We start from the raw sequence: 25297 nt of genomic DNA, 5'->3' as shown, positions 1-25297 counted from the left end.
TCATTTTCTTTTGCCATATATATGATGTATATATCTTAAATAAGCCGAATTGTTGCAATAGACAGTTTTGGTTTTTGTCATAAAATGGTCATAATCGCGGAGCATAGTGCTTACGATTTCATAAATTGTTTATATCGAGAAGAGTCTAATGTCTTTAAGAGTTGGTGTTGCTGCTTTCGGTTTATTATTAAGTAGTTCAGTTTTTTCTGCAGTCACTATTACTGCCCCTGAAGAAATCGTGATTCTTGCTGTAAATGGTCAAGAAGTAAACAGTGGATTAATTCCGTCAAAGAAGAATAACTATCAAGTTGATCCAGGTAATTTAACGGTCAATGTCCGTTATCGTGAATATTTTGAACATTTGAATGGTGAACATGACATCATTAAATCGGGTGTGGTCACTCTACAAGCTCCTGATTTGAAAGACAATCAATCCTATACGTTGGGTCTGGTAAATGCTCCTAAAGATTTTGAAGCAGCAAAAAAATATGCTGATCAACCTACTGTTGCTTTATACGATCAAAACAAAAAATTGGTGGTACAGCAAACAGGTGCAAATAATGAAGCACAGCCTTGGTTTACAGGTAGTAATTTATTAAGTCGCACTTTGGATTTAACGCAAAAGAATAAGAATAATGCTGCGAATCAGCCTGCACCTGTTTATGCAGGAACAACAGCGCAAGTAGTTGCAACTGCGCCTGTAGCAGTAACAACAGCAGCGGCAGCCGGTACAGCAAAAACCACAGATCAACAATTGGCAGAATTGTGGCAGAAAGCATCTAAAGCTGAGCGCCAAAAATTTATGGCTTGGTTAGCTGGTCAAACAAACTAATCTAAAATTTAATAACAAAGCCGATGTTATCATCGGCTTTGTTTTGTGTGGAATAAAATAAAAATGTCTTTACAGATTAGAAAAGCAAAGAATAGTGATTTGGAACAATTGGCTAAGCTGATTAATATCGCTTATAGAGAACAATCGGAACGTAGTTGGACAACTGAAAAAGCGTATGTGCAAGGCGATCGGATTGGTAAAGTTCAATTAGAACAAATATTGCAGCAACCAAATTTCGAATTATTGGTGGGTGAGCTAGGTAATGATGAGATTGTTGCCTGCATTGGATTAAGCTTGAATGCTGATTGTATAGAGATAGGTACTTTTGCGATTGATCCAAGCATACAGAATCAAGGCTATGGGCGTGAATTACTCAATTATGCTGAGTTATATATTGCTCAAAATTATCCAAAGATTCGCGATTTAGTCATGCATGTTTTGGATGTCCGAACTGAACTGTTGGCCTATTATCAGCGCCGTGGTTACCAAATAACGGGACGGAAAAGTGAATATCCAATTGAGGCTGAAGTAGGGCAACCTCTTATCCCGATTCAACTCATTGAAATGAAAAAATCTCTTTAAGGCATAAAAAGAGCCATGATAAATTGCAACAATCATGGCGCTAAGAACAGGAGGTTAAGCTTGGTTTTCAGTAGGCGATGGTGCTTGGTCAACTTTTTGCGTAGACCAAATTGAACCAACTGGTGCAACTTGTGCACGGTCTCTAGCTTGTTGATAAGAACGTATAAATATTAAAGCAAAGACTAAAGCAACGATATCAATCCAAATCAAACTACCTGTTGAATATCCTAGTCCTTGGATTGGAAACACATAGGCAAGTACAGACGTTGCAGGAATGAGCAATAAAACCACTGCAATTGCTAAGAACAGCTGAGCTAAAGCTTTTGCTGCGCCAATGATGAAGCTGTATGCAATACATGCATAAATACAAAATAGTAGCTATACATAAACACATGGTTATGACTTTGTAATTGCATTGGTATGACATAGGCCCATCGACCAATCAACATACTGGTAAAAATTGCCAACATACAGCCTAAACAAGCACCAATGCTTAAATTGGCAATAAACATGACATCTTTACGCTGTTGTGGTGCTGGTAGGTTGGGATTCTTCTGTTTACGCAGGCGTGTTTCAATCCACAGAATATTGCCTGAATAGAACAAAAACGAATGGTTCTGAAATCGAAGCCAGTGGTGAAATCCTATAGGTGCTCATAAAAAAAGGCTTTCAAATTTGGCAGCCTTTTATATAAAAATAGCAGTAGATAAAAATATTAAGTTAGATTTTATTTTACATTATGGGACTTTTTTGCATTAATTTTGGCTGAAAAAAGTCTTATTTTTTAATGTTTTTTAACGATTTAAGTATTTGTTAATACAGGTATTTATGCTGATTTTGTTAATCACTCTGAAATTAAACAGACTTGATACAGTACTCATGTTTGAGATGGTTTTATCCCTTTGCTTTATTTAAGATGATCGTGAAAATTTAAAATATTGATTTAATTGATGGAGTATTTTCCATGATTTTAAATAATGAGAAAAAAGTTTGAGGGTGGTATGTTTTGGATTATATTGTTTGTTGTTTTAATTGTGATGTATCTGCTGTTCAAAGCATATAATAGTTTGCAAGCGAAAGCAGAGTTTATTAAATCAAGTCTTTCAAATATTTCTGTATCTTTGCAAAAGAAAGTGAATCTGATTAATCAGTTAATTGATGTGGTAAAAAACTACCAAGATGGCGAGCAACTCTTGCATCTGACTATTTCTAAAGATGCAACCAAGGCAAATGAGATCGTTTCTGGGCAGCGTGAATCCCAGGTGGCTTTGATGGGAATTCAGGGTCTAGTTCAGCGTTACCCAGATCTTAAAGCAAATGAACAATATCAGAGTCTGATGCAAAGTATCAAAGCTGTTGAAGATGAGATTGGTCATCAACGCGAAACGTTTAACCATTACGTTCGAGAATACAATACCAAACGAGGTTCTATCCCAACTGTTTTTATTGCGAATGCACTCAAATTTTCCGAAGCACCCTATTTGGATTTTTCAGTTGAAAATACGGAACAACATATTCTAAAAGATTTTCATACCGATAGTGCTGAGCATTTAACAACGCTCTTGGGTTCAGCAAAAAACAGTTTAGTTGATGGTTCAAAAGCACTTGCCAATAAAGCATTCGATACAAGTAAACGCATTTTGGAGAGTGAGCAAGTTCAGAACTTAAAAGAAAGTGCAGTGTCAAAGTATCAGCAAATAACAGATACACCGAAGCAGGTAGAGCAAAATACTAAAGAGTTTTCTGATGCAAGAGCTATTGATCATTCCGAGCAGGCTCAAATTGATCAGTCTGAAAATGTTGAGCAAGCTCAAACATCGAGTAAGGCAGAATGAGTCAGTTTAAGCTTGATCAAATTTTTTAGCTTTGAGTTTCTCATAAATAAAAAAAGCTGCCAGATTAACTGGCAGCTTTTTTTATGGTCGGTGTAAGGGTTAATTTCCAATCCAGATAAAATATCCCAAAACCATGAGTGGCCAAGCGATATAAGGACTAAATAACCATTTCCATAACCAGAATCTTGGTATAAATCCGACTCCATGCACGAAACCACCAGAAATTCCAATCATTACTAACATCAGCAAGCTATGATTATAATGCCCGTTGGCATCCAACATTAGTGATGGATGTACCAGTAAAATAGTAGCAAGCGGCAATGCCAACAAAAACGAAATGGTCATTGCAAGTACTTGCGCTTTACTATTCTTCGGTGTTGTCATTGCTTCAGCCATTCTATTATTCCTCATCTAAATCTTGATGATGTTCGATATACAGTGCACTGAGTACACCTGCGAAACATGCCATCAAGACACCTAGAATCCATGCAAAATACCACATGTCATATCTCCTGATTAATACAAACTATGTGAATTTTCTTCAATATGTTTGTTGGTGATGACACCCCACATTTTGTAATACGACCAAGAGGTATAGATCAAAATGAGAGGAACGAAGATACATGCAGCAACAGTCATTACACCAAGGGTTTTATGACTAGAAACCGCATCCCACATGGTCAAGCTTGAGGTTGGATCAATGCTTGATGGTAATAAGAATGGGAACAAGGCAAAACCAGCAGTGAGAATTGCACCAACAATCATCAGACTTGTACCGGTAAAACTCACAGCCGCTTTATGTTTCGCTGCACTGACAATCACCAATAATGCACCTAAGATTGCAGCAATTGGCGCAGCCATGGTGATGGGATAGGTTGCATAGTTGTTTAACCAACCATGATTGGCATTGGTCACCACATCTTTCGCAAGTGGATTCAGTGCGGCATTGGTATTGACCGCAGTTGCATAGCTATAACCTGAGATATTGCCAAAGACTAACCATGCACCCGCAGCCAAGAAGCAAACAAGGAACACGATTGCCATGATTTTTGTTGCTTTGGCAGAACGGTTATGCAAATTGCCATCGGTACGTAGCATCAGCCAAGCGCCACCGTGTGCACATAACATCGATAGACTGACGATACCGCAAATTAGTGCAAATGGATTTAAGAGCGCAAAGAAGCTACCTGTATATTGCGAACGTAACGTGTCATCTAAGCTAAAGGGTACGCCGAGGAACAAGTTACCGAATGCGACGCCAAACACCAGTGCAGGCACAGCACCACCGATACATAAGCCCCAGTCCCAAGAATTACGCCATTGGGTATTCTCTAATTTAGAGCGATAGTCGAAACCGACGGGTCGCAGGAACAGGGCAAATAGCACCAGTAATAAGGCCCAGTACATCCCGGAGAAGGCAACGGCATAAACCATTGGCCAAGCAGCAAACAGTGCACCACCTGCTGTAATAAACCAGACTTGGTTACCATCCCAGTGTGGTGCGATGGTATTGATTGCAGCACGGCGTTCAGAGTCAGTTTTACCTACAAATGGCATCAGTGCCATTGAGCCCATATCGAAACCATCGGTAAGTGCAAAGCCGATCAGTAGTACACCAACGAGCACCCACCAGATGATTTTTAGTAGTTCATATTCGATCATGATTGAGTCTCCCCAGTTTTTGCTTCTAGTTTTTCAAAATGATATTTACCAGTATGCAAAGAACTTGGACCTAAACGAGCAAATTTGATCATTAAGTACATTTCAATAATGAGTAGCACCGTGTAGAACGCTGCAAGTGCAATAATAGAGCCCCACACATCACCAGTACTCACACTTGAAGCAGACAGATGTGTTGGTAGAATTTCACCGATTGACCATGGTTGACGACCACCTTCAGCCACATACCAACCTGTTTGAGCTGCAATCCATGGGAGCGGGAGGGCAAACAAAGCAAATTTGAGTAACCAAGGTTTATCTTCGGCATTACGTTTTGCCACAGCCCAAGTTGCGAACAGGAATAACAACAGCATGAGGAAGCCAGAAGCAACCATGGCACGGAAAGAGAAGAACAGTGCTGCGACGTTTGGAATGGTATCTTTGGTTGCAGCTTGGATGTGTTCTTCAGTCGCATCAACCACATTTGGAGAATATTTTTTCAATAACAGACCATAACCCAAGTCTTTTTGATTTTTCTCAAATGAAGCCAATAAGTCTGGAGAGCGGTCACCAGCACGAAGTTTCTCTAACTCGCTATAGGCCACCATACCGTTACGGATACGCACTTCATGTTCTTTCATCAAGTCACGTAAACCTGTTACTTCTTTATCAGTAGAACGTGTTGCAATAATCCCCATCACATAAGGAATCTTAATTGCATAGTCGGTACGCATTTCCTGCTGATTTGGGAGACCAAATAAGGTGAATGCAGCAGGTGCAGGCTCGGTATGCCATTCTGCTTCAATCGCAGCAAGTTTGGTCTTTTGAACATCACCCAACTCATAACCAGATTCATCACCAAGTAGAATCACAGATAACGTTGATGCTAAACCGAAGATTGCAGCGATGGCGAATGAGCGTCGTGCAAAAGGTAAATCACGTTTCTTTAATAAGTAATAGCTTGAGATGGCAAGTACAAAGATTGCACCAGTGACATAACCCGCAGAAACCGTATGTACAAATTTGACTTGAGCCACTGGGTTAAAGATCAACGCGCCAAAGTCCACCAGTTCCATACGCATGGTTTCGTAGTTAAATGCAGCACCGACAGGGTTTTGCATCCAACCATTGGCAATCAAAATCCACAAGGCCGACATATTCGAGCCAATCGCCACTAACCAAGTTACACCTAAGTGTTGGACTTTAGATAGGCGATCCCAACCAAAGAAGAACAAACCAATAAAGGTAGATTCAAGGAAGAAAGCCATTAGGCCTTCAATTGCAAGCGGTGCCCCGAAAATATCGCCTACATAGTGAGAGTAATAAGCCCAGTTGGTACCGAACTGGAATTCCATAGTCAGACCAGTGGTTACCCCTAAGGCAAAGTTAATCCCGAAGAGTTTCCCCCAGAATTTGGTCATATCTTTATAAATTTCTTTGCCTGAAATCACATAGGTGGTTTCCATGATGGCAAGAATAAAAGCCAGACCTAAAGTTAGAGGGACGAAAAGAAAGTGATACATTGCGGTCATTGCAAATTGGAACCGCGAAAGATCGACCACGCTTTCAGAAATCATCAACGTGTCTCCTGAGTTTTGGACATGTCACCAGCAATACGCTCGGCAACTTCATTGTTAAAATCTTTTGGAATCGTTGGCGCATCAAACCAGATGTGTTTAATCACCAAGAGAAGTGCAACTTTAATAATAAGAATAATCGTGATTTCTCTAATGAGCCGCCGATTTGGATCTTGAGAACTTGTGTTCATTGAACCTAGCCTCATATTTAAAGAAGATGTAAAACATTATTAAATAAAATTCATTAAAAATAAACCTTTAGGGTTTGTAAATAATTTAAAATAAAATAATTGTTTTAAATCAGTATGATAATTAATTTTTATTAAATATTTTAAAATATTTGTTTTAACCAACTAAAATAATCTGAATTTATTTTAAAATCTGATTAAAACAGTTGTATTTATATTTTTAAATCCGATTAAAAAGATATGATTTATACTGAATTAAATAAATATTAAACCAACTAAAATAGTATGTTTATAAAATTGATAATATATACAGTGACTTATCGTTTTAAATACAACATTAAATACTTCTCGTAATCAAGTCTTTATAAAATCGAGTGTATAGGTAGGAATTATTCTAAAAAATGTGATAGTAATCACTGTTGTGTTTTTTGTGCCAGTGAGATCATGAAAACAACAAGAAGGGAAGAGCTAAATTTAAAACTTTTAGCCAGTATATTTGTAACAAAATGTAAATTTAATAGGTTTCATGCAGAAAAGAGCTTTTTTGAATGAAAATTTAGTCTGGTGTAAACAGATTATTTGAAAGTGAGATTTTTTTGGCGAGATAGTGTGAGTTCGATTTTTGACTAATCAACAATACTTGTGATTGCAATTCAAGTTCGCCGTATTCCGGTTCGACTTGTACATAATATAACTGACCAAATTCATCACGGACACGTGCTTGGGCTGAGAATCCAGGACGTGCATTGCCAGTTGAAATAGTGGCTAAACGTCCCACCAAATTGCTATGGGTATGAATGACCTTTGGCTTGATCACCTGATCCAAACAATGAATCATAAATACAGTAAAGAAAATATCAATGATTAAAGCAGGAACAAATAAATAATAAGGTGAAATAAAGTAGTGTTGTAAAGCAAAGAACGAGAGTTCTAAAAAATAGCCTGCAAAACTAAAGTTGATCAATAAGAACACAAAGATCAGGTATTTAGAAAATTTAACATCAAGTAGTGGGGAGTTCAGTAACCATTCTGGCGTCAGCTTCTTAACTAAATGGCTGGGACGTAATCCAATCACAATGCCGATGGTTTCTGCAATACTGAGCACAATTAAAGCAACGACGCTCATATGAAATGGCATCAAGTAGTAATTGAGGAAAAACTCAGTCATTGCAGAATTCATAATTTAGGGATTAATCAATATAGATACCACCATCCGAGTGGACTTCCAATTTTACTTTTTCAAGGTACTCACCCAAACATGGCCCAGAAATACATTCGCCAGTCTCGATTGAAAATAATGCACCATGAGTAGAACATTGAATGTATTCTTTATCTTGATCTAGGAACTGATTCTCTAAATACTCAAGTTCAGTTTGTAAATGTGGGCAAACATTTTGATAGGCGTAGAAACTGCCATCTTTTTGAGTAATAAAAATGGTTGTTCCTTTCATGGTGTCGTATGCACGAGACTCACGTTCAGGAACTTCCTCAGTCATGCAAATCTTTTCCATGTTATGTATATTCCTGTTGAGCTTTTTGAAATTGTTCAAAGAGTTTAGCGTAGTTCTCGACACTTAAACGTGGCCCAAATTGCGCAACTACTTCACTTGAGATCAAAATAGCAAGTTGTGCTGCGGCTTCCAAGCTTAAACCTGCATTAATTGCATATAAAAATGCACCTGAAAATGCATCGCCTGCGCCATTGGTATCGACTGCTTCAACAGCCCGACCATTGACGTGGAAGTGGTGTGCGCCATCTACAATCACAGCACCTTTAGCGCCTTGGGTGATGACCACTTGTTTGTTTTTTAAGCTTAGGCTTTCAATTGCAGCTTCGAGGTTATCAGTTTCTGTAAACATCAGTGCTTCTTGTTCATTACAGAATAATAAGTCCACACCATCATCTAACAGTTCTTCTAAACCTTGACGCGCATATTGCACCATTGCAGGGTCAGACAGCGACAAGGCAATTTTAACACCCTGTGCTTTTGCCAGTTCACGCGCCTGTTTAACCGCAACACGTGCAGTATCGCTGGTCGATAAATAACCTTCGATATACAGCCATTTTGCAGTTTTAAGCGGCTCAAGATCGATTTGTTCAGTTGATAATTCAGCCGTGATACCTAGATAGGTTTGCATGGTACGTTCTGAATCTGGGCTGATTAGAACCATACAGGTGCCTGTTACGCCTTCACTAATCGACAGTGTCGTGGTGGTGATACCTGCCTCGTTCAAGCCGTCTAGATATATTGTACCGAGTTCATCATTACCGACGCGGCAGCCATAAAATGCAGTACCGCCTAAGGCACTAAATGCAACCGTTGTATTCGCTGCTGAACCACCACTTGCTTGCCCTTTATAGCTTTGTGTGCTTTGTAGTTTTTGATATAAATCAGCTTGCGTTTCACCATCGGCTAACTGCATTGTGCCTTTTTGCAATGCCTGTTGCGTTAAAAACTCATTTGAAACCTTAAATTCTTGGTCAATGAGTGCATTACCAATTGCAAAAAGATCAACAGTTGCCATGTTTGTCATCACAGTAAAAATCAAAAAGCAAAGTTTACACGAATGCTACGGATTACAGTAGTTTGTTGAAGAAATTTCAGCAAAGCATGAGATCACAGTGCAATCAAGGAAAGAAGATGAGGCAAGATCGGTTTAGAATTGAAAGAAGCTTGGAATTGCCTGCACAAATCGATGTTCTGATTCAATATTCAGAACTGGAGGGCTTTCACTTTATACGGAGATTAAAGCAAGATTTTCAATCAGGTGCGAATAGTTTTGCTCAGATTGAGGAAGCGCTATTTACAGTTTATGATCAGCAGCATCACTTGGTTGCTGTGGGTGGGCTGAATCAAGATCCTTGGGCCGAGTCAAATAAAATTGGGCGTCTGCGTCGTTTTTACATTCATCCATCCAGATTATCGCCGTAACCAGATTGGTACGTATTTATTAGAGCATATTGAACAATACGCATAGACTTATTTTGAGCGACTTGACCTATTCACAGATACGCTTCAGACGGTGCATTTTTATCAAAGTCGAGGCTATCAGCCCATCGTATCAGCGCATTGTAATTTTTATAAAATTTTCTGAAACTCAGTTTTGAGTTAGGCGCTGCATTTTTCTACAAAAATAGAGTAATTTACATGGATATCGATACGTATTCTTCGGTAGACTCTCTATAATCAATCGTAATGATTTAATAGAGATAAATTGGAGATCACATGACTGTAGATGTTACTGAAAGCATTACTCAAACGACACATCCCGCGTTTCAGCTATTACGTCAACACCATGTAGAAGCACTCGATATTCAAGTTTCAGAATATAAGCATAAAGTGACTGGTGCAGTTCACTATCATTTAGCCACAAGTCATGACGAAAATGTATTCTTGGTGGCATTTAGAACTCAGCCGATGGATTCAAAAGGAACCGCACATATTTTAGAGCATACGGCGCTATGTGGTTCAGAGAAGTTTCCTGTACGTGATCCATTTTTCTTGATGATCCGCCGTTCTTTGAATACGTTTATGAATGCTTTTACTGCGGCGGATTGGACGGCATATCCGTTTGCCACGCAGAATAAAAAAGATTTTCAAAACTTATTGTCAGTTTATTTAGATGCAGCTTTTGCCGCGAATCTGAATCCGCTGGATTTCGCCCAAGAAGGGATTCGTATTGAACTGGAAAACGATCAAGCTGTTTATAAGGGTGTGGTCTTCAATGAAATGAAGGGCGCAATGAGCTCTCCTACAGATCAGTTGTATCACCAACTCGCACATCATTTGTTCCCTGAAACGACCTATCACTATAACTCTGGTGGTGATCCAAAAGATATTCCTGACTTGAGTTATGAGCAATTGGTTGATTTCTATAAAGTTCATTATCACCCAAGTAATGCAGTGTTTATGACTTTTGGTAATCAGAGTGCTTATGACCTGCAAGAGCAATTTGAGAGCTTAGCCTTACATAAGTTTTCACAAGGCACAACTTTGTATTCAACGCCAGAAAAGCGTTTGACTGCACCTGTAGAGGTGACTGAAAGCTATGCTGTCGATAGTGAAGATTTGAAAGATAAAACTTATCATGTGATGTCATGGCTATTGCCTGAAACCAGCGATATTAAACTACGTTTGGGAATGCGTTTGGTTGAAGGGATTTTATTAGAAAACTCTGCTTCGCCTTTACGTCAGTATTTAGAAACATGTGGCTATGCGCAATCTACAGGCCCGTTAATGGGTGTAGATGACAGTAACTTTGAAATGACGTTCTACTGTGGTGTGCAAGGTTCAAATGCAGAACATGCAGAAACATTTAAAACAGGTGTTTTAGATATTCTAAAAGATGTTGCCTCTAAACCTGTTGATACCGATCTGGTGGATGCGATTCTCCATCAGATTGAACTGCATCAACGTGAAATAAATGGTGATGGCACACCGTATGGCTTGAGCTTGATCTTGAATGGTTTAGGCAGTGCGATTCACCACAATGACCCTATTCATGTTTGGGATGTTGACTCAGCAATCGAGCAAGTTAAAGAAGAGCTCAAAGATCCAATGTGGTTATCGAATCTGATTCAAACCCATTTATTGGATAATCCGCATCGTGTGCAAATGACTTTAGTTCCGGATGCAGCCAAGTCGGTGAAAGAACAGCAAGCTGAACAGGCACGCTTGGCTGAGATCACTGCCAATTTAACCGATGCTGAAAAAGTTACAATTCAGGAAAAAACGGAAGCGCTGAAAAAGCGTCAAGATACACCAGATAATCTTGAGTTGTTACCTAAAGTCGGTTTGGAGGATATCCCAGCAGAATTGCAGATTGTACAAGGGCAATTACGTGAGATTATCTGCAATGGTCTGGATACGCCGTTGAATCTTTATCATGCAGGCACCAATGGTATTTACTATCAGCAAGTGCTGATTCAGATTCCAGATGAAATCGTGCAATCACCTTACTTTAATCTACTCTCAATTTTGATGGGTGAAGTGGGTGCGGGCGAGTATGATTATCTTGAATTGCAGCAAATCCAAACTGCGGTCAGTGGCGGCCTCGGTATGGGAGCATCTTTACGCAGTAAAGTAGATGATAAAGACCGCATCAGTGCGTGGCTCACTTTAACCACCAAATCATTAACTCAAAAGTTGGATGCGATTCAGCTGCTTAAACTTGCTTTTGAACAACTCCGTTTTGATGAAAAAGACCGTATTATCGAGTTATTACAGCAACGTAAGACCCGTTGGCAGTCACGTTTATCTGGCTCAGGTCATAGTTACGCCATGCAGGCTGCTTCTCGTCAAATGAGTGCATTGGCTCGCCGTGATTATCACAATACGGGGTTAGGTGCATTAAACTGGCTCAGTGACCTTGTTGCGAAAATTGATCAGGATGATAATGCTTATCAAGGGCTTATTACTGAATTACAAGCGATTCATCGTAAGTTAATGCAAGCGCCAAAACAATTCTTGTTGGTCTGTGAAGAACATCAATCGGATCGTTTGGTGGAAGAAGTGCAAAATGTTTGGGACAAGCTTGCGGTTGATCAAGCAGCTGTGACTTTGACCCAAGTCGATCAAGTGAATAGCAACGACGATGAAGCATGGTTGATTCAAGCCAATGTGCAATTCTGTGCTTCGGCTTATCAGGCTGTGGATGTCGCACATCCAGATGCAGCGCCATTGATGGTATTGGCCGCTTATTTACGTAATGGTTTCTTGCATAGTGCTATTCGCGAAAAAGGCGGTGCATATGGTGGTGGTGCAAGTTATGATGGCAATGCATGTTCATTCCGTTTTTATAGCTACCGCGATCCACGCTTAGCGGAAACGTTTAATGATTTTGAAGCCAGCGTGCAATGGTTACTCAATACGGAACAACAACCACATCAACTCGAAGAAGCCATTCTTGGTTTGGTTGCAAGTATGGACAAGCCAGGTTCACCGGCTGGGGAAGCAATTACGGCATGTTATGCTTTGTTGCATGCACGTACGCCGAAATTCCGTAAACTCTTACGTGAGCGTTTACTCAACGTGAACTTGGATGATTTACAGCGTGTGGCGAAGCAATATCTATTGGCTCAAAAACCTGTGAAAGCTGTGGTCGCGCCATTTGCGAAACGTGAAGAATTGCAGAAACTTGGATTTAATATCCAGCAAGTCAATTAGTAAAATAAAAAATCGGAGAAATCTATGGCGTTCAAATCTTTTGAACGTAGTCATTTGGAGCTGAGTATCCTTGCGATACTTGGTTCTTTAACGACCTCGTTGTCACATGCTGAATCGATAGCACCTGCAAGCCCTGCGACCGTTGATGCCTGTGTAGCTTTGGCTGCAAATGCCGAACGTCTGGCTTGTTATGATCGCCTTTTTAAAGCACCAACCATTATTCCAACACAAGTTCAGACCGATGCTGCACCTGTTGTTGCAGCCACTATGCCCGTGGTTGAGTCGAATGAACCTGCTAAACCTGAGTCTTTGAAAGATAAAGTTGTGCAAAAGGTCAGTGACTTGCATTTATTAGGTGCTGCACCAAAATTTGATCCAAACGTCTCGTTACTTGATCGTCGTTGGGAGTTGTCAGAAGAAAGTAAGTTGGGGGTATGGAATATTCGTGCCTATCAACCTGTTTATCTATTACCGGTGTTCTGGACCAGCGATAAAAATGAATTCCCAACTAGCCCAAACCCTGAAAATACAGTCAAAGATAAGCAAGAGTTGACCTCGAGCGAAGCAAAGTTCCAGCTTTCATTTAAAACCAAAGCTTGGGAAAACATCTTAGGTAATAATGGCGATCTCTGGTTGGGCTATACCCAATCTTCACGCTGGCAGGTGTATAACTCTGAAGAATCACGACCATTCCGTGAGACCAATTACGAGCCTGAAGCAAGTTTGATGTTTAGAACCAATTATGAAATTCTAGGTCTAAATGCACGTTTGCTTGGGGTGACCTTGAACCACCAATCCAATGGTCGTTCAGATCCACTTTCGCGTAGTTGGAATCGTGTGATTTTTAATCTTGGTTTTGAAAAAGACAACTTCGCACTGATGCTGCGTCCTTGGTATCGTGTTGAAGAAGATGCCAAAGATGATAATAACCCAGACATTAAGGATTATATCGGTCGTGGTGATTTAACTGCATTTTACCGTAAAGGGAATAATGATTTCTCCTTGATGTTACGTCATTCATTAAAAGGTGGCGATCGTTCACATGGTGCGGTTCAGTTTGACTGGGCTTTCCCAATTAAAGACAAATTACGTGGCCATTTGCAAATATTTGATGGCTATGGCGAGAGCTTGATTGATTATAACCACCGAGCAACCTATGTGGGCTTGGGCGTATCTTTAATGAACTGGTATTAAATGAGTTTAAATATTCCAGAGTCCTTATTGCAGCTTGAAGCAAATGGTGGGGTCTTTGCACTCTGGTTAATCGTAAAGCAATATCATACCCATGCTGATATTGCTGACTTGATTCGCTTGTCAGGCCATGACCGAGAAGATGGGACATATACCATTGCTTTGGCTGTGGCACTGAAAAAACTAGGGTTTCAGGTATCGTTCTATACGGCGCCTGACCCTAATATTGATGAGAAGGAAAAGCAAAGTTATCTTGATGCACAGCGTCTTCAGATTCCCATTCAAGCTGCTTTAACGTATTCAGAGATTCAACAGGTCTTTGAACAAGGTAAGTTTGTCATTGTGTTTTATGACACGTTACAAGGGATAGGAAACCAATCCTTGGTTTATTCCATTGACACACAAGAAATTAGTTTTTGTGATCATTTTGATGTGATGTCTAAGGTAGTATTCGAGCAACAACGCCAAGCTGACGGAATCTGTCAGCAAGTAATAGTGATTGAGCAACCTCTAGAGCATTATCCAATCTGAATATTGGCATTGGCATGTTTTAAGCGGCTCTTCTTTGGAGTCGCAATCAAATAGGCAAGTGTTAACGGCCCTAATCGTCCCGTAAACATCAGCAAACTCAGCACAAACAAGCTGCCATCATGTAACTGACCTGTTGCACCTCGTGACAGCCCTACAGTACATGCGGCAGAGACCACTTCAAACATCAGGTCGAGTACATCTAATTTTGGTTCCAGCAGGAAGATAATAAAGCAGCCGACAAAGACCAACATACCTGTAATTGCGGTTACAGCAAGTGCTTTATAAGTGGTTTCTTGTGACACTGAATGGTTAAAAATACGGATTTCTTCATTACGCCGTAAAAAAGAAATTACGCAGAGTAGTAAAATTACAAACGTACCGACTTTAATACCGCCAGCGGTACTGAGAGAACCACCACCAATAAACATGAGTAACATCGTGAGTAAGGCTGTACTGTGTTCCATTGAGCCGGTGTCAATGGTATTAAAGCCTGAAGAGCGCGGTACAGTCGCTTGGAACCAAGCATTCATGGCTTGTTCAGCTAAGCCCATTGAGCCAAGCGTGAGCGGGTTGTTAGACTCTAAAATCCAGATTAATACGAAGGCAACAAGGTTTAATATCGCGATGGTACTCAAGATTAGTTTGCTGTTTGGGGTCAGTTTGCTCCAGCGTTTATTCTGTTTCACATCAATCAGTACCAAGAAGCCGATACCACCTAAGGTGTATAGAATACTGATGGTAAGGCAAATTAGATAGTGACTTTGAAAGTTAATCAGACTGTTATCAAATAGGGAAAAACCAGCATTGTTAAATGCCGAAACACTATAGAAAACCGCATAATAAAGACCCCGAGCAAAACCATACATGGGCGCAAAGGAGGCGGTCAGGATAATGACCCCAATCAACTCAAAAAATAGGGTATATAGCACGACGCCCTTGGCAACAAAGGTGACTTTGGAGAGGCTAGTTTGACCCAAGCTGTCTTGCGCCATCATTTGTTGTTTTAGCCCCAGTTTCGGTGCAAGACTTAAGGCAGCCAAGATCGCAAAGGTCATGAAACCCAGACCACCAGATTGAATCAGCAAAAGAATAATAAACTGCCCGAAATGATTGAAGGAATCATTCAGATTGACCACCGATAAGCCTGTAATGGTCACCGCTGAGGTGGCTGTAAACAAGGCATCCATCCAACTGACATTACCTTTATTTGCGATGGGGAGTTTGAGTAATATGGTGCCAATAATAATAAAACTAAGAAACCCTATCGCGAGCAAAGACGGTGGGCTCAGGTTAAATGTCTTTTGGGGGTTTATTTTAAATGCCATATTATGCGAAACATCCTGAAAGTTTTCTTAGATGGCTGAGTGAACCTTCTAAAATCAGGACATCACCCGTTTGCAAGGTAAAGTTTGCATCTGTTTCATAGTGAATCTGTTGATCGCGTTTCAGTAGCAAAAGCTTGATATTCGGTTCTTGTTTTAATATGCCGGATAAATTTACATTGTTGAGTTTTTCATTGACCGGAACTTTAACAATGTAATGATCATCATCTAAAGCCATGTAACGGCTCACCATCGGATAATTGAGGGCTTGAGCAACCCGCACACCCATATCTTCTTCAGGGTGAATTATCTTACTTACATTTAAATGGGAGAGAATCGTGTGATGTGCTTTGGTTTTGGCTTTAACCAGGATTTTTTCCACACCAAGATTCTTGAGGTTTAACACACACAGAATACTGGCTTCAATATCTTCACCAATGGCAACCACAACAGCATCACAATTCTGGATATTGAGTTCTTCTAAAACATGTTCGTCGGTAGCATCGGCAATCACAGCATGGGTAATGCGATCTGCAAGACTTTCGACATTGCGTTTGATGGTATCAATACCAATAACATCATGATTGAGTTTGGTGAGTTCTAATGCAACAGTTGCCCCAAAACTCCCTAAACCAATGACTGCAAACTGTGCCATAACTGTCCTTAACTAAATGATAAAAATATCTTTTTATCCATTTTAAGATGGAATGATTTTCGATTTGTAATGATTTTGTTTGCTGCTGGCATAGATAACCTGAACATTGAACAAAAATAAAGCCGACATCATGTCGGCTTTATCGGATTGCTTTTATTATTTAAGAAAACGCTGGTAGCCAATATTATCGGTGATTTCAGCATATGGATAAGTGATTTTTTCCAATGTTTCCACGAGACCGTCAGGGTTTTGTTTGGCATCAGTTGCTTGTAAACCAACCAACACACGACCTTCAGCTGCGCCGTGGTTACGGTAATGGAATAAGGTAATGTTATGGGTTGGACCCAAACGTTCTAAGAAGGTTAACAGGGCGCCTGGGCGTTCTGGAAACTCAACACGGAATAAACGCTCATGTTCGATATTGGCATGACCACCAATCAAATAGCGGATATGTAGTTTAGCAACCTCATCATCAGACAGGTCATCTACTTCATACTGCTGTTTTAACAGCTCATGAATTTCGTGGCGTTCAGTTTCACCGCCTTTGAGGCTAATCCCGACAAAGACTTGTGCCAGACTACTGTCGCTGGCACGATAGTTGAATTCAGTAATATTACGACCTTGCAGGGCACGACAGAAATGCAAGAAAGCACCTTTCTGCTCAGGAATTGTTACCGCATAGATTGCTTCACGACGTTCACCCAACTCAGTACGTTCCGCAATATAGCGTAAACGATCAAAGTTCATATTGGCACCACACACAATGGATACCATGTTTTTACCACTAAGCTGGTGTTCGGCTACATATTTCTTGATGCCAGCTAAGGCCATTGCACCTGATGGTTCAACAATGCTGCGATTTTCATCAAAGGTATCTTTAATTGCAGCACAGATTTCATCGGTATTGACAGTGACAATGTCAGGGTCGACGATTGGGCCAGAGTTATCTGATTTGCGTAGACGGATAATATCGAAAGGTAACTCACCAATTTGTGCCACTGCGGTACCGTCAGCAAATAGCCCTACATGTGGCAAAATCACACGTTCATTAGTTTCAAGTGCTGCTTTTAAGCAAGCGGATTCTTCGTATTCAACACCAATCACTTTAACGTGCGGTGCAACTTCACCTAAATAGGCTGCAACACCTGCAATGAGACCACCGCCACCAACAGCAACAAAGACGTATTCAACATCACGCCACTGGCGTAATAACTCGTTTGCGATGGTTCCTTGACCCGCAATCACCAGTTCATCGTCATAAGGCGGGATAAATACCAAGCCTTCATCTTCAGCACGTTGTTTTGCATATTTATTGGCAACGTCGAAACTATCACCATGTAGTACGACTTGGCCACCTAAACTTTTCACGGCCTGAACTTTAATATCAGGGGTGGTGCTTGGCATGACAATAATGGCATGAATGCCTAATTTTTTTCCAGATAGCGCAACGCCTTGTGCATGGTTGCCGGCAGATGCGCAAATTACACCACGCTCCAGTTGGTCTTTGGGCAATTGGCTAATGCGGTTATAAGCACCACGTAGCTTGAAAGAGAAAACGGGTTGTAAATCTTCACGTTTAAATCGAATGTTATTATTAATTTTTTGACTAATTCGTGGAGCTGCTTCAAGCGGTGTTTCAATCGCAACATCGTAAACCGTTGCTTGTAAAATTTGTCGTACCACACGAGACAGCATGTTCATCTTCCCTATAACAGTTTAAAATAGGCAATCATTGTAGCAAACCCCTGTGCATTTGCGCTGTTTTCTTGCAGCAAATGTCAAAATAGTTGAGTGAAGTCATGAGTCTATATGCAAGCCAAGATGAAAAGAAACAAGCTGCAGCGACAGCAGCCTTGAAACATTTGCCTAAAGGCGGCATTTTGGGCGTAGGAACAGGAAGTACCGTTAATTTTTTAATTGATTTATTACCTGAATTGCAATTAGAAGCAGCAGTTGCAAGTTCAAATGCAACTGCAGAGCGTTTGCAAAAGCTCGGAATTGAAGTGGTTGATATGAACTCAGTGGGTGGGTTGGATGCCTATGTGGATGGTGCTGATGAAATTGACCGCCATATGCATATGATCAAAGGTGGCGGTGCAGCCTTAACCCGTGAAAAAATTGTGGCGTCAATCGCAAAGAAATTTGTATGTATCGTTGATGACTCTAAATGGGTGGATCAATTAGGACGTGATTTTCCACTGCCTGTTGAGGTCATTCCTATGGCGCGTTCTGCCGTAGCCCGTAAGATTGTTGCCTTAGGTGGTGATCCTGTTTATCGCGAAGGTGTTGTAACCGATAATGGCAATGTGATTTTAGATGTTTTTAATCTCAATATTTTAAATGCACTTGAATTGGAACGCACGCTGAATAATATTCCAGGTGTTGTGACTAATGGTATCTTTGCATTAAATGCAGCAACCATTGCGGTTGTTGCAACGGATCATGGTATCGAAGAGCGTACAGCACAATAATGCAATTAGTTTCATTGGAAACGCTGTTACCTGAAATTAAAGTTGTTCGACATGCAAGGGCGAGAAATTTGCGCTTGCGTGTTGAGCCAACAGGTATTCGTCTCACAGTTCCTTTATTTTGTAGCAAACGACAGATTCAGCAGTTTTTGCATCAATCAGAACAATGGTTGATTGAGACTTGGGCTAAACAGCAACAACAATTTAATCAAAGTACGGTATTTCCTGAACAAATTTCTTTGTTTTTTCATGCACAAGCATTTCAAATTATTCTGCAACAGCAGCGTCATATTTTTAAATTTGATTTTGATCAGCACATCATCTGCGTAAGAGATCAACTGTCAGAACAAGCGTTGCAAGCAGCCGTTTTGGCCTATGCAAAGCAGTTTTTACCTAAATATTTAGCTCAAGTGAGTCAACACATCAGTTTGCCATACCAGCAATGTAGTATCCGAAAACCTAAAACCCGCTGGGGGAGTTGTAGCTCCAAACACGACATCATGTTAAATGCTGCATTGGTGCTGATGCCTGAGCATATTGTACGATCTGTTTGTGTACATGAGTTGGTGCATACCAAACATTTTGATCATAGTGCAGCATTCTGGAATGAGGTCGCAAAGCACGATACGCATTATCTTGAGCATCGAAAACAGCTGAAACAGACGCAATTGCCCAATTGGTATTATAAAAAATAAAATCGCCTAGCCATTAAAGAGACGATTTTGTTGGACCGGCAAGCCTTTGCGAATACGGAATGCCTGTTTCAGGCTCGGTACATCATTTTGCCATTGCTTAAGTACTAGAATAATAGCGATGATCTCAGCTCGTGTCAGAATACCCAACCCAAAAACAATCCAGAATAAAATTTGACTTTGGCCTATGAGTGTCACTTGTACCAATAAGGCAAAGAGAAATAAGGTCCAAATTTTTGCACCAATACTATGAGTGGCCACTTCTTTATGGAATTTAATCCAGCTAACCATATAGATCGCCACTTCAAATAAAATTAGAATGAGAATCGGCCAAATGTATTGTTGAAAAAAAAGAGGTTGTTGTAAGTAAATTGATATGATTGCACAAATAAAGAAGATTTGATCAATATTGGAGTCTAAGCGACGCAATTTTTCATTTGATACACCTAAATGTCTTGCAATGATGCCATCAAAGATGTCACTCATCAGTCCCAGCGTTAAAAATACCACGGTATAAATAGGGAAGAACTGAGGTTGTAGTAGGGTCACAATAAGAATGAGAAAACCCAAGAGTAGTCTGGAATAAACAAGTAAAGTTGGAATTTGATACTTAAATGACATTACATACAAGATAGTTGTGTTCATTAAGATTAAGTATATCAGCTGAAGCTGAAAACTCAGGTTGAAATAACATGTCTCATATAAAACAACAGCTTAAATAAAGCTATTGTTTTATCGGAAAAGCTAAGATCATTTTGAGTCTGATGTGTTGAACAATGTCTTAACTTAGCTTTAACTATGAAAAATTACATTGCAATTGGGTCGTCTGTAACTGGTCGGGTGCTTTGCGATTATCCAGACCAGCACTTGCGCTTAGCACCTGATTTGCTTTAATTTTTACTTGAATAAAATTATATTGCAATGTGCTGTTGTTTGGTTCTGTTGAGCTGCTATTTAATAAATATTCAGCATTGGCCTTATTTACCTGCAATAAATTATCAGTACTATCACCATCTAATTTTGAGCTAAAAGTTTGTCCATCCCGAATAAGTTCTAACCAGCCATCACCACGGACATTCAGCTGACAATTACCAGAAGAGTCTTTGTAGCTGCCGATTAAATATTCAATTGAAGGTAAACTTGCATCTACAATATTGATACCAGTGATGCCTTGTTTACATGCATAAGCAGAACCATTGCATGTTTGAGTAGTATCTGCGAATCCAACCGCACGACGATAGTCGCCAGCACCAATGACACGGAAAGCATTGGCTGTATTATTTATTGGTGTATTTCCAGCATAAGACTTTTGTTGCAGTAAGGTATAACCTTGTGGATTTAAAGAGGTTTGACGATAATTGTCCGCCAGTTGCAGTACGGCTTGTTTTAAAGACGCTGCAAAAGTATCCCTTGTATTCTTTTGAGCTTCTGCAATAAATATCAGGTTGTTTTTAGATGGGTCGAGATTATCGGGGGGAGGGACCACTAAAGAGGTTAAGCTGCTTTGATCTCCGCGTAATTTTTTGGCGTCAAGATAGCCATCTTTTAAATCAACCGCTAGGTTCTTGGTGAATTCCGCAAAATTATTGCTAGGGTATAGATTCGCCCATTGCTGTATTAAACCAAAACTGAGATAGCTATTAATGTATAAATTCGACTTAAAGGTTGCATTTACTGGCGAAAAAACATTTAAAAGTGAAGATGAATTTAAATTGGGGATATCCAATTGATAAAAAGCACTGGTCAGTGCGGAATTTACATCTGCTGTAGCAAGATTTAGCTGTAATGTACTAACTTTTGTCAGATTGTTATTACTATCTGAAGGTAGTGTTCCAGAGCGTACTAGCGCACGTTGATAAATAGCTTCTGAGCTAGGATTGATATAAATTGTTTGAGTTAGGTTGCTGGTATTAACTTCAACTAAACTATGCAAAGTCATCGAAATATTTGAATATTGGCCACTTTGGAAGTCATAAATCAATGAGTTTGGTGTTGTCGAGATTTCTATTCGGTATAAACGCTCTTTATCTAGAACACGCGGTAAAGTGATATTGATGTCAGAGGTCGTACTTAAATTCTGTTCTAAAACGAGTGTGTTATCAAAGTTATCAAAGATTTTAAGCACAACATCTCGCATTTCAACTGCAGCTTTGATATTGAAACTCTTTGGTTTAGGTTCTTGTACTGTAGGTGTTGTTTCTATGTTTGCTTTACTTTCACCACTTCCACAGCCAATTAATGCAGAGCTGAGAAGAAGGGTACTGAGTCCTAAGCAAATATGATGATGTAGTCTATGTTTTGACATCAAAGAAGGCATTCCAGCTCTCCAAAAAATTTTGCATCCATGAAATTTATTATTACCGCAATTTTTTTATTCTATTCGAATAGTGAAATGATTCAATAGTATTTCTTGACCAATGGTAGAATCAGCCCAAATATAATCTATTTATTTGTATCCAAGTTTAGACTTTTGACTGTATAGGGGCTTAACTGTCCTGTTATTTTCTTAAAAGTTAGATACTTGAAGATTGTGTAAAATGGGTCAAACTGCCATACTATTTATCTAATTGAACGCTTGAGGTGTCACACGTGATTTCTGTTGGTATTGTTGGTGGAACTGGATACACTGGGGTTGAGCTATTACGTCTTTTATTAAGACATTCACAAGTTCAGGTTCGTATTCTCACTTCTCGTACAGAAACAGGAAAGCGTGTTGCAGATATGTTCCCAAGTCTACGCGGGCATACAACACTCGAGTTTTCAGATCTGGATTTAGATCAATTAGCACAATGTGATGTTGTGTTTTTTGCAACGCCACATGGTGTCGCAATGCAACATGCTGAAAAATTGATTGCTGCAGGGACAAAAGTGATTGATCTTGCCGCTGATTTTCGTTTGCAGGATTTGGTTCAGTTTGAGAAATGGTATGGTATGCAACATAGTTGTCCTGCCATATTAAAAGATTCTGTTTATGGTTTAACTGAGTTAAATCGAGAGAAGATCAAGCAAGCACAAGTAATTGGCAATCCAGGTTGTTATCCAACCACGGTGCAACTAGGCCTAGCTCCATTACTTAAAAATCCAGACCAGCTGATTCAAACACAAAGTATTATTGTGGATGCGAAGTCTGGCGTGTCTGGAGCGGGGCGTAAAGCAAGTCTGGGTATGATTTATAGCGAAAATGCTGATAATTTTAAGGCTTATGGTGTGGCTGGACATCGTCATCATCCAGAGATTGTTGAAGCGCTTGAAAATATCTCGGGGCAAAAAGGGCAATTCGATCAGCTTATTTTTGTGCCACATCTTGTGCCCATGATTCGTGGCATGTTGAGTACGATTTATGTTGATTTGAGCGAACGAGGTCAGCAACTAGACTTACAAGCACTTTATGAGGATTTCTATAAAGATGAACGCTTTGTTGATGTCATGCCTGCAAATAGTTCCCCAGAAACCCGTAGTGTTCGTGGTGCGAATGAGCTCAGAATTGCACTCTACCGCCCACAACCCAATAAACTGATTATCTTGGTTGCTCAAGACAACCTGGTCAAAGGTGCTGCAGGTCAGGCGATTCAAAATATGAACTTAATGTTTGGTTTTGATGAGGCTGCAGGCTTGGAAGGTATTGGTTTATTACCATAAAAAACGCTTTTTTACTTCACACACATTTAAATTTCGATTTTAATGTGTGCTTTGATGCAGATCATAACGATAGAGATGATGATGGAAAACGTTGAACCGACTACTTCACCAGACAGTTCCGTTGAAAAAAATAAATTCTTAAAAACGAATTTACCTTTGATTATTGGTGCTACTGTTCTTATTGGTAGCAGTTTTTTGCTTGGTTATACTGTCGGCCACCGTCAAGGTTTAACAGTGGTTGGTTATGATGCAGATGCTGAACAATTGGTTGATGTTGTTCAGAAACAAAAGACTGCATTGGATTCAGTCAGCAAGAGTTTGAATGCTGCTGTTCAAGAGCGTGATATGGCTGTTGGTAATGCAGATGATTTATTCAAAGCAGTGAATCAAGCCAATGCGGATAAGACCCAATTTGAAGGAATGAATGCGATTTATCGTGATATTTTGAGACAACGTGGTGGTGTAAGCTTAACCATTCAAAATATGGCAATTAAATCCTTACCGGAAAATGCCTTTGAATATCAGATTGATCTCGTTCAAGTAAGCCCAAATAAACGTCGTGCTTCTGGTTCGGTTGAATTGCGCTTAATCAAAGATACTGAAATTTTAGTTGTACCTTTAGAAGATAAGAACTTTAATTTTGATGATTTTGAGCGTCTAACAGGGCGTTGGACAATGCCTAAAGGGTTTACACCTCAATTCATTGAAGTTCGTTTAACGGGTTCTGGTACACCTGTAATCAAGCGTTTTAGCTGGCAACGTGGTAAGCCTGTAGATGTAGGTTCTGCTTTCGTGTCAGAAATCCCTCAAGCTGAAGCAAATGCCCAATAATTTTTTAGATTAAGAACCCAATATGCGAAGATACAAACGTCAGATGAATTTAAGTGAAGTGAAAAACTCTTTTCATCAATCAGGTTATGTCGATTGGCACTTAAATCCACGTTTAAGTGATTCGCAAGAGGATCATGAGGGTGAGGTGGTTGTTCAAACTGCCCCACCAGAGTTAAAACGGCCACCTTTATATGCGGTCGTGCTCATGAATGATGATTACACACCAATGGATTTTGTCATTGAAGTACTACAAAGCTATTTTGGGTTGGACTTCGATCAGGCTAGTCAGGTGATGTTAACCGTTCATTATGAAGGTAAGGGAACAGCGGGTATTTATCCACGAGATATTGCCGAAACAAAAGCAAATCAAGTGAATAACTACGCAAGAGCTCAAGGTCATCCTTTATTGTGTCAGATCGAACCTGAGCAGCGTTAAGAAAAGCAACGCTTTTTAGCTGCGCAAGTCGAACAGCTATGCTGTGAGTGAAGGCGTTAAGAAAAGCAACGCTCTTGCGGAATATATTCCTCATGCGTAAGACGAGCAACTATGTTGCGAGTAAAAGCGTTAAGATGAGGAATCTATTCGACGAACAGCTATGCTGTGAGTGAAGGCGTTAAGAAAAGCAACGCTCTTGCGGAATTTTATTCCTCATGTGTAAGATCTTGCGCCATCGTATGACTTGTATGTTATGAGTGGAATAGTGCAAGTATTTCTAAAAGCATCTAAAGTAAAGCTTTTCGACTTGATGAATGAATGCATATCTTGTTTTGTGCTAAAAACATGAAACAATATACTGAGTGTTAATATATTAAACTTATGGATGATTTGTTAGGCTTTAAGCAAGATCATGCAGTATTACATTTTTTCATAAGTTTAATATTGTTTTATAAATGAATAACAAATTCGCTGTCTTTTTGAACGATTAGATCAGTCTAATTCTCTTTGTAATTGAATTTTTACAACAATACTTTGTTTTGAATCTTGACCAAGATAGTCAACTAATGCTAACAGTAGATTATGAAGCAAAGAGACTTGTAGACGTATATTCAATCACGATTACAGAAGCTCAGCGGATCAAGTCAATAATTCGCTTTTTCATTAAAAGATTTTCTTTTTTTGATAGAGCC

General features: G+C 39.8%; 26 protein-coding genes and 2 pseudogenes. 14 read left to right on the top strand and 14 right to left on the bottom strand.

Translation table 11 applies throughout. The features are described 5' to 3' along the window. Nucleotides 1-148 precede the first annotated feature (148 nt). Nucleotides 149-832, top strand: a complete 684-nt coding sequence (locus F993_RS11685; RefSeq protein WP_004653768.1) for a YccT family protein — start codon at nt 149-151, stop codon at nt 830-832. Nucleotides 833-895: 63 nt separating this feature from the next. Then, nucleotides 896-1414 (top strand): GNAT family N-acetyltransferase, encoded by a 519-nt coding sequence (locus F993_RS11690; RefSeq protein ID WP_004653767.1) that lies wholly within the window; start codon nt 896-898, stop codon nt 1412-1414. A gap of 54 nt (nt 1415-1468) precedes the next feature. Here F993_RS11690 and F993_RS20735 read toward each other — a convergent pair. Then, nucleotides 1469-2025 (bottom strand): annotated as a pseudogene (locus F993_RS20735) (PepSY domain-containing protein); the annotation flags it as partial. Between the two features lie 390 nt (nt 2026-2415). Between F993_RS20735 and F993_RS11695 the strand changes: the two are divergent. Further along, on the top strand, nt 2416-3249 hold the full coding sequence (locus F993_RS11695; RefSeq protein WP_004653764.1) for a LemA family protein: 834 nt from the start codon (nt 2416-2418) through the stop codon (nt 3247-3249). A gap of 99 nt (nt 3250-3348) precedes the next feature. Here F993_RS11695 and F993_RS11700 read toward each other — a convergent pair whose 3' ends face one another. From F993_RS11700 to F993_RS11735, 8 genes are all read right to left on the bottom strand, one after another. After that, complete coding sequence (locus tag F993_RS11700; protein WP_004653763.1) at nt 3349-3645, bottom strand: cyd operon YbgE family protein; 297 nt, start codon at nt 3643-3645, stop codon at nt 3349-3351. A 4-nt stretch (nt 3646-3649) separates the two neighbouring features. Further along, on the bottom strand, nt 3650-3751 hold the full coding sequence (gene cydX / locus F993_RS20075; protein WP_004653762.1) for a cytochrome bd-I oxidase subunit CydX: 102 nt from the start codon (nt 3749-3751) through the stop codon (nt 3650-3652). A gap of 14 nt (nt 3752-3765) precedes the next feature. Then, entirely contained in the window at nt 3766-4911 is a 1146-nt protein-coding gene (cydB, locus tag F993_RS11710; RefSeq protein WP_004653761.1) for a cytochrome d ubiquinol oxidase subunit II, read from the bottom strand. Then, complete coding sequence (locus F993_RS11715; protein ID WP_004653759.1) at nt 4908-6485, bottom strand: cytochrome ubiquinol oxidase subunit I; 1578 nt, start codon at nt 6483-6485, stop codon at nt 4908-4910. Before F993_RS11715 ends, cydB begins: the two co-directional genes overlap by 4 nt. Continuing rightward, nucleotides 6485-6676: a cytochrome oxidase putative small subunit CydP gene (cydP, locus tag F993_RS11720; RefSeq protein WP_004653758.1), complete on the bottom strand. Its 192-nt coding sequence runs from the start codon at nt 6674-6676 to the stop codon at nt 6485-6487. The genes F993_RS11715 and cydP overlap by 1 nt, the downstream gene beginning before the upstream one ends. A 553-nt stretch (nt 6677-7229) precedes the next feature. Then, nucleotides 7230-7841, bottom strand: a complete 612-nt coding sequence (locus F993_RS11725) for an OB-fold-containig protein (protein ID WP_004653757.1) — start codon at nt 7839-7841, stop codon at nt 7230-7232. A 22-nt stretch (nt 7842-7863) separates the two neighbouring features. Further along, nucleotides 7864-8169 (bottom strand): Rieske (2Fe-2S) protein, encoded by a 306-nt coding sequence (locus F993_RS11730; RefSeq protein WP_085942735.1) that lies wholly within the window; start codon nt 8167-8169, stop codon nt 7864-7866. Between the two features lie 16 nt (nt 8170-8185). Continuing rightward, nucleotides 8186-9199 carry an adenosine kinase gene (locus tag F993_RS11735; protein WP_004653755.1) on the bottom strand — a complete coding sequence of 338 codons (1014 nt, stop codon included), beginning with the start codon at nt 9197-9199 and terminating at the stop codon, nt 8186-8188. 116 nt (nt 9200-9315) lie between these two features. Here F993_RS11735 and F993_RS20730 point away from each other — a divergent pair, with 116 nt between their 5' ends. The 5 genes from F993_RS20730 to F993_RS11750 all read left to right on the top strand — a co-directional run bounded on the left by F993_RS20730 (nt 9316) and on the right by F993_RS11750 (nt 14562). Further along, on the top strand, nt 9316-9606 hold the full coding sequence (locus tag F993_RS20730) for a hypothetical protein (protein ID WP_004653754.1): 291 nt from the start codon (nt 9316-9318) through the stop codon (nt 9604-9606). Then, a complete protein-coding gene (locus F993_RS20905) occupies nt 9584-9652 on the top strand; it encodes a GNAT family N-acetyltransferase (protein WP_228254124.1) in 69 nt (22 codons plus the stop codon). Before F993_RS20730 ends, F993_RS20905 begins: the two co-directional genes overlap by 23 nt. A 248-nt stretch (nt 9653-9900) precedes the next feature. After that, nucleotides 9901-12840 (top strand): insulinase family protein, encoded by a 2940-nt coding sequence (locus tag F993_RS11740; protein ID WP_004653753.1) that lies wholly within the window; start codon nt 9901-9903, stop codon nt 12838-12840. Between the two features lie 24 nt (nt 12841-12864). After that, complete coding sequence (locus F993_RS11745; protein ID WP_004653752.1) at nt 12865-14034, top strand: phospholipase A; 1170 nt, start codon at nt 12865-12867, stop codon at nt 14032-14034. Next, nucleotides 14035-14562, top strand: a complete 528-nt coding sequence (locus F993_RS11750) for a hypothetical protein (RefSeq protein ID WP_004653751.1) — start codon at nt 14035-14037, stop codon at nt 14560-14562. Here F993_RS11750 and F993_RS11755 read toward each other — a convergent pair. From F993_RS11755 to ilvA, 3 genes are all read right to left on the bottom strand, one after another. Beyond that, nucleotides 14550-15887, bottom strand: a complete 1338-nt coding sequence (locus F993_RS11755; protein WP_032812462.1) for a TrkH family potassium uptake protein — start codon at nt 15885-15887, stop codon at nt 14550-14552. The two genes, F993_RS11750 and F993_RS11755, sit on opposite strands and share 13 nt — an antisense overlap. Nucleotide 15888: 1 nt before the next feature. Beyond that, entirely contained in the window at nt 15889-16539 is a 651-nt protein-coding gene (locus tag F993_RS11760; protein WP_004653749.1) for a potassium channel family protein, read from the bottom strand. Nucleotides 16540-16695: 156 nt separating this feature from the next. After that, nucleotides 16696-18240, bottom strand: a complete 1545-nt coding sequence (gene ilvA / locus F993_RS11765) for a threonine ammonia-lyase, biosynthetic (RefSeq protein ID WP_171066004.1) — start codon at nt 18238-18240, stop codon at nt 16696-16698. 98 nt (nt 18241-18338) lie between these two features. On the opposite strand from ilvA, the gene rpiA reads away from it, so the two are divergent. After that, on the top strand, nt 18339-19010 hold the full coding sequence (rpiA, locus tag F993_RS11770) for a ribose-5-phosphate isomerase RpiA (protein WP_004653746.1): 672 nt from the start codon (nt 18339-18341) through the stop codon (nt 19008-19010). Next, nucleotides 19010-19702, top strand: a complete 693-nt coding sequence (locus tag F993_RS11775; protein ID WP_004653745.1) for a M48 family metallopeptidase — start codon at nt 19010-19012, stop codon at nt 19700-19702. The genes rpiA and F993_RS11775 overlap by 1 nt, the downstream gene beginning before the upstream one ends. Nucleotides 19703-19708: 6 nt before the next feature. On the opposite strand, the gene F993_RS11780 is transcribed toward F993_RS11775, so the two are convergent. Continuing rightward, nucleotides 19709-20320, bottom strand: a complete 612-nt coding sequence (locus F993_RS11780; protein WP_004653744.1) for a CDP-alcohol phosphatidyltransferase family protein — start codon at nt 20318-20320, stop codon at nt 19709-19711. 175 nt (nt 20321-20495) lie between these two features. Continuing rightward, nucleotides 20496-22016 carry a hypothetical protein gene (locus F993_RS11785; RefSeq protein WP_004653742.1) on the bottom strand — a complete coding sequence of 507 codons (1521 nt, stop codon included), beginning with the start codon at nt 22014-22016 and terminating at the stop codon, nt 20496-20498. A gap of 272 nt (nt 22017-22288) precedes the next feature. Here F993_RS11785 and argC point away from each other — a divergent pair, with 272 nt between their 5' ends. The 4 genes and pseudogenes from argC to F993_RS20900 all read left to right on the top strand — a co-directional run. Then, nucleotides 22289-23338, top strand: coding sequence for an N-acetyl-gamma-glutamyl-phosphate reductase (gene argC / locus F993_RS11790; protein WP_004653741.1), 1050 nt, complete (start codon nt 22289-22291; stop codon nt 23336-23338). A gap of 81 nt (nt 23339-23419) precedes the next feature. Continuing rightward, the gene (locus tag F993_RS11795) at nt 23420-24169 is read left to right on the top strand and encodes a DUF6776 family protein (protein ID WP_004653740.1); all 750 of its coding nucleotides are present in this window, start codon (nt 23420-23422) and stop codon (nt 24167-24169) included. 22 nt (nt 24170-24191) lie between these two features. Then, nucleotides 24192-24605: an ATP-dependent Clp protease adapter ClpS gene (gene clpS, locus F993_RS11800; RefSeq protein WP_167353046.1), complete on the top strand. Its 414-nt coding sequence runs from the start codon at nt 24192-24194 to the stop codon at nt 24603-24605. A 506-nt stretch (nt 24606-25111) separates the two neighbouring features. Continuing rightward, nucleotides 25112-25272 (top strand): annotated as a pseudogene (locus F993_RS20900) (ATP-dependent Clp protease adaptor ClpS); the annotation flags it as partial. Nucleotides 25273-25297 lie beyond the last annotated feature (25 nt).

This window comes from Acinetobacter proteolyticus, assembly GCF_000367945.1.
Lineage (GTDB): Bacteria > Pseudomonadota > Gammaproteobacteria > Pseudomonadales > Moraxellaceae > Acinetobacter > Acinetobacter proteolyticus.
Note: the sequence above shows the minus strand (reverse complement) of the source record. Positions and strands in the feature narration are given on the sequence as shown.

Bases quoted from the DNA above. Each gene is read 5' to 3' on its own strand.
- F993_RS11725 (WP_004653757.1), bottom strand. From the start codon at position 7,841: ATGACTGAGTTTTTCCTCAATTACTACTTGATGCCATTTCATATGAGC.
- F993_RS11745 (WP_004653752.1), top strand. From the start codon at position 12,865: ATGGCGTTCAAATCTTTTGAACGTAGTCATTTGGAGCTGAGTATCCTT.
- F993_RS11715 (WP_004653759.1), bottom strand. From the start codon at position 6,485: ATGATTTCTGAAAGCGTGGTCGATCTTTCGCGGTTCCAATTTGCAATG.
- F993_RS11740 (WP_004653753.1), top strand. From the start codon at position 9,901: ATGACTGTAGATGTTACTGAAAGCATTACTCAAACGACACATCCCGCG.
- F993_RS11700 (WP_004653763.1), bottom strand. From the start codon at position 3,645: ATGGCTGAAGCAATGACAACACCGAAGAATAGTAAAGCGCAAGTACTT.
- ilvA (WP_171066004.1), bottom strand. From the start codon at position 18,240: ATGAACATGCTGTCTCGTGTGGTACGACAAATTTTACAAGCAACGGTT.
- F993_RS11685 (WP_004653768.1), top strand. From the start codon at position 149: ATGTCTTTAAGAGTTGGTGTTGCTGCTTTCGGTTTATTATTAAGTAGT.
- cydB (WP_004653761.1), bottom strand. From the start codon at position 4,911: ATGATCGAATATGAACTACTAAAAATCATCTGGTGGGTGCTCGTTGGT.
- F993_RS11755 (WP_032812462.1), bottom strand. From the start codon at position 15,887: ATGGCATTTAAAATAAACCCCCAAAAGACATTTAACCTGAGCCCACCG.
- F993_RS11695 (WP_004653764.1), top strand. From the start codon at position 2,416: ATGTTTTGGATTATATTGTTTGTTGTTTTAATTGTGATGTATCTGCTG.
- clpS (WP_167353046.1), top strand. From the start codon at position 24,192: ATGCGAAGATACAAACGTCAGATGAATTTAAGTGAAGTGAAAAACTCT.
- rpiA (WP_004653746.1), top strand. From the start codon at position 18,339: ATGAGTCTATATGCAAGCCAAGATGAAAAGAAACAAGCTGCAGCGACA.
- F993_RS11785 (WP_004653742.1), bottom strand. From the start codon at position 22,016: ATGCCTTCTTTGATGTCAAAACATAGACTACATCATCATATTTGCTTA.
- F993_RS11750 (WP_004653751.1), top strand. From the start codon at position 14,035: ATGAGTTTAAATATTCCAGAGTCCTTATTGCAGCTTGAAGCAAATGGT.
- F993_RS11760 (WP_004653749.1), bottom strand. From the start codon at position 16,539: ATGGCACAGTTTGCAGTCATTGGTTTAGGGAGTTTTGGGGCAACTGTT.
- cydP (WP_004653758.1), bottom strand. From the start codon at position 6,676: ATGAACACAAGTTCTCAAGATCCAAATCGGCGGCTCATTAGAGAAATC.
- cydX (WP_004653762.1), bottom strand. From the start codon at position 3,751: ATGTGGTATTTTGCATGGATTCTAGGTGTCTTGATGGCATGTTTCGCA.
- F993_RS11690 (WP_004653767.1), top strand. From the start codon at position 896: ATGTCTTTACAGATTAGAAAAGCAAAGAATAGTGATTTGGAACAATTG.
- F993_RS11780 (WP_004653744.1), bottom strand. From the start codon at position 20,320: ATGTCATTTAAGTATCAAATTCCAACTTTACTTGTTTATTCCAGACTA.
- F993_RS11735 (WP_004653755.1), bottom strand. From the start codon at position 9,199: ATGGCAACTGTTGATCTTTTTGCAATTGGTAATGCACTCATTGACCAA.
- F993_RS11775 (WP_004653745.1), top strand. From the start codon at position 19,010: ATGCAATTAGTTTCATTGGAAACGCTGTTACCTGAAATTAAAGTTGTT.
- F993_RS11730 (WP_085942735.1), bottom strand. From the start codon at position 8,169: ATGACTGAGGAAGTTCCTGAACGTGAGTCTCGTGCATACGACACCATG.
- F993_RS20730 (WP_004653754.1), top strand. From the start codon at position 9,316: ATGAGGCAAGATCGGTTTAGAATTGAAAGAAGCTTGGAATTGCCTGCA.
- F993_RS11795 (WP_004653740.1), top strand. From the start codon at position 23,420: ATGGAAAACGTTGAACCGACTACTTCACCAGACAGTTCCGTTGAAAAA.